Annotated in this window: 2 protein-coding genes and 1 pseudogene; 1 reads left to right on the top strand and 2 read right to left on the bottom strand. The window is 65.6% G+C overall.

Features of this window, described 5'->3' with window-relative positions; genetic code table 11:
• Positions 1–84 precede the first annotated feature (84 nt).
• Both I6A60_RS21745 and I6A60_RS21740 read right to left on the bottom strand, forming a co-directional pair.
• Positions 85–540: a hypothetical protein gene (locus tag I6A60_RS21745; RefSeq protein ID WP_203023633.1), complete on the bottom strand. Its 456-nt coding sequence runs from the start codon at positions 538–540 to the stop codon at positions 85–87.
• On the bottom strand, positions 537–941 hold the full coding sequence (locus tag I6A60_RS21740; RefSeq protein ID WP_203023635.1) for a recombinase family protein: 405 nt from the start codon (positions 939–941) through the stop codon (positions 537–539). Before I6A60_RS21740 ends, I6A60_RS21745 begins: the two co-directional genes overlap by 4 nt.
• Before the next feature lie 629 nt (positions 942–1,570).
• Here I6A60_RS21740 and I6A60_RS21735 point away from each other — a divergent pair.
• A pseudogene (locus I6A60_RS21735) lies at positions 1,571–2,167 on the top strand (reverse transcriptase domain-containing protein); the annotation flags it as partial.
• Positions 2,168–2,283 lie beyond the last annotated feature (116 nt).

The following is a 2,283-nucleotide window of genomic DNA, read 5'->3' as shown; positions in this document are numbered from 1 at the left end:
GGGGGCGGCGGCTTCTTTTGTCAACACCCCCCCGGCGGCCCCCCCGGGGCCGCCCCCCCCCCCGTCACTATGCCGAGGGTGGGTCTATCCGGGCCAGGTGCAGCGGCAGTGCCGAGGGCGGACGACGTTGCCGAGTGCGACCATCGTTTCTGGTTCCTCGCGCTGTACCAGAGCAAAGATCCGCGCGGATATCGCCGGGTCATCCGTGGCCGTCATCAGCAGGCCCACCGCCGACTGGTACGGAGTCAGACCACGATCCGCGAACCCGACGACCTCAGGCACCCAGCCGCCCGGCACCGTCACCGCATCCGGCCCACCATCACCCTTACCGGCCGGGGCCGCAGGGTCGGGCACGCCGGCCGGGAACCGGCGGAACAGCAGGTTCACGCCCCCGCCGATGGACATGTGACTCACCAACGCCGCCGGCGGCAACGCCGAGGCGACAGACGCGATCTCACCTGGAGTCGCGCCTACCAGGACTTCCAGGCCGTAGCCGCTCCCGGGCAGCGCCACCGCACGGACCAACGGCACGTCAATCACGCCGCCACCGCCCCGGCGCCGACGGTGCGCAGCGCGCCCACGAGCAGGTCAGACACGGTCGGATTCGCCGTGTCCCAGCCAGTCGACGCGACCAGCAGCCGCACCCCGGCATGCCGCAGCAACACCAGCTCCCGGGCAATCTCACCCTCCGACGCACCGATCGTGTCCAGCCCATCGACCACGACCACGTCATACCGATGCACCCGCACCAGCCGGCGCACCGCCGCCCAGGCGCGACCCTTGCCGCCACCCGAACCGATCTGGCACACCTCACCACCGGCCGCCCAGCCACGCTCCGCACACGCGACCCGAAACGCCTCCCGCTGCGCAGCGAGCCGAGCCGCCCCGACCCCGTGACGGGTGAAGGACACAGCCCGCACCCCACCTGCAATAATCGCCATGGGTTCCACTCCTTGTGAGGCAAGGTTTGGGATCAGTGCGCCACGAACGCAAGAGAGTGAGGCCGAATAGGTAAGCCGCACTTGATTGCGGTGCTGTATGGGAGATGAGGGATTTGTGGCCCCTCGGAGCCGCTCGACGGTTGAGAGGCTCCAAGCCACCCCGAGCTGCTTTAGCTGACGACTGTGGTGGTGAGCGTCGGGGAAAAGGCGCGCCGTGAGTGCGTCAGGCAGGGAACAGGAAGACGAGCGCAAGCGAATCGCCGAAGACGTGTCGTGAAAACTATGGTGGCATCGAAACCGGGGTATGTGATCCAGCTTCGGGAATGAGCCTGGCGGGTGTCCGTCTTCTGGCCAGGTGGTGCCCGGCATATAGGCGACGTGAGCCTGTTCTGCGGCTCTCATGCGGAACGTGGGAAGGCGTGTGTCGATAGCTCTGCCCGTGCCGGTTGGCGGGCGGAAAGAGGGAGCGCGCTGTACAGCGGAAAACTGGAGGCGCTGAGTACCGACGCGGCACACGCTGGCGGACCGGCTCGTAGTAGCGATGAAGCCCTGTAATGAGGGCGGAGCGAAGGGGCCGGCTTGTCCATGATGAATTCGTTCGGGCAACCAGCGACGCTGGGAGGGATCGAGTGGAGACATCGAGGTCTACAGAGAAGCCGTTTTGGATATCGAAGGGCCTGGTCTGGGCGGCGTACCAGAAGGTCAAGGCCAACAAGGGTGCACCGGGAGTGGACGGGCAGTCCATCGCGGCATTTGAGAAGGATCTGAAGAACAACCTGTACAAGGTCTGGAACCGGATGTCGTCGGGCAGCTATTTTCCGCCCCCGGTGAAGGCGGTGGAGATACCGAAAGCGCATGGTGATGGGGTTCGTGTGCTCGGCGTGCCGACTGTGGCCGACCGGATCGCCCAGACCGTGGTGGCAATGACGCTGGAGCCGCGCTTGGAAGCCGTCTTCCAGGACAGCTCCTACGGCTATCGCAGGGGGCGGTCCGCGTTGGATGCGGTGCAGGCGTGCCGAGAACGCGGCTGGCAGAGGGACTGGGTTGTCGATCTGGACATCCAGGACTTCTTCGGTAGCTGCCCACATGACCTGATCATCAGGGCGGTGGAGGCCAACACCGATCAGCCGTGGGTGGTGCTGTACGTACGCCGTTGGCTGTCCGCGCCGGTCCAGTACCCCGACGGCTCGCTTGTGATCCCGGACCGCGGGACCCCACAGGGCAATACCGCTAAGTTAAGACCCGCGCCAACAAGATCAAATAGACATCGATGATCTTCGTTGCGTTCTGGGGATCCTTGCTCGCTTTACACCTGGAAATACACCCAGGGGTGATCTTGAGG

This window comes from Frankia sp. AgB1.9, from assembly GCF_016786355.1.
Lineage (GTDB): Bacteria > Actinomycetota > Actinomycetes > Frankiales > Frankiaceae > Pseudofrankia.
Note: the sequence above shows the minus strand (reverse complement) of the source record. Positions and strands in the feature narration are given on the sequence as shown.

What these genes read in the sequence shown, in the direction of transcription:
- I6A60_RS21740 (WP_203023635.1), bottom strand. Translation starts at nt 941, where the DNA reads ATGGCGATTATTGCAGGTGGGGTGCGGGCTGTGTCCTTCACCCGTCAC.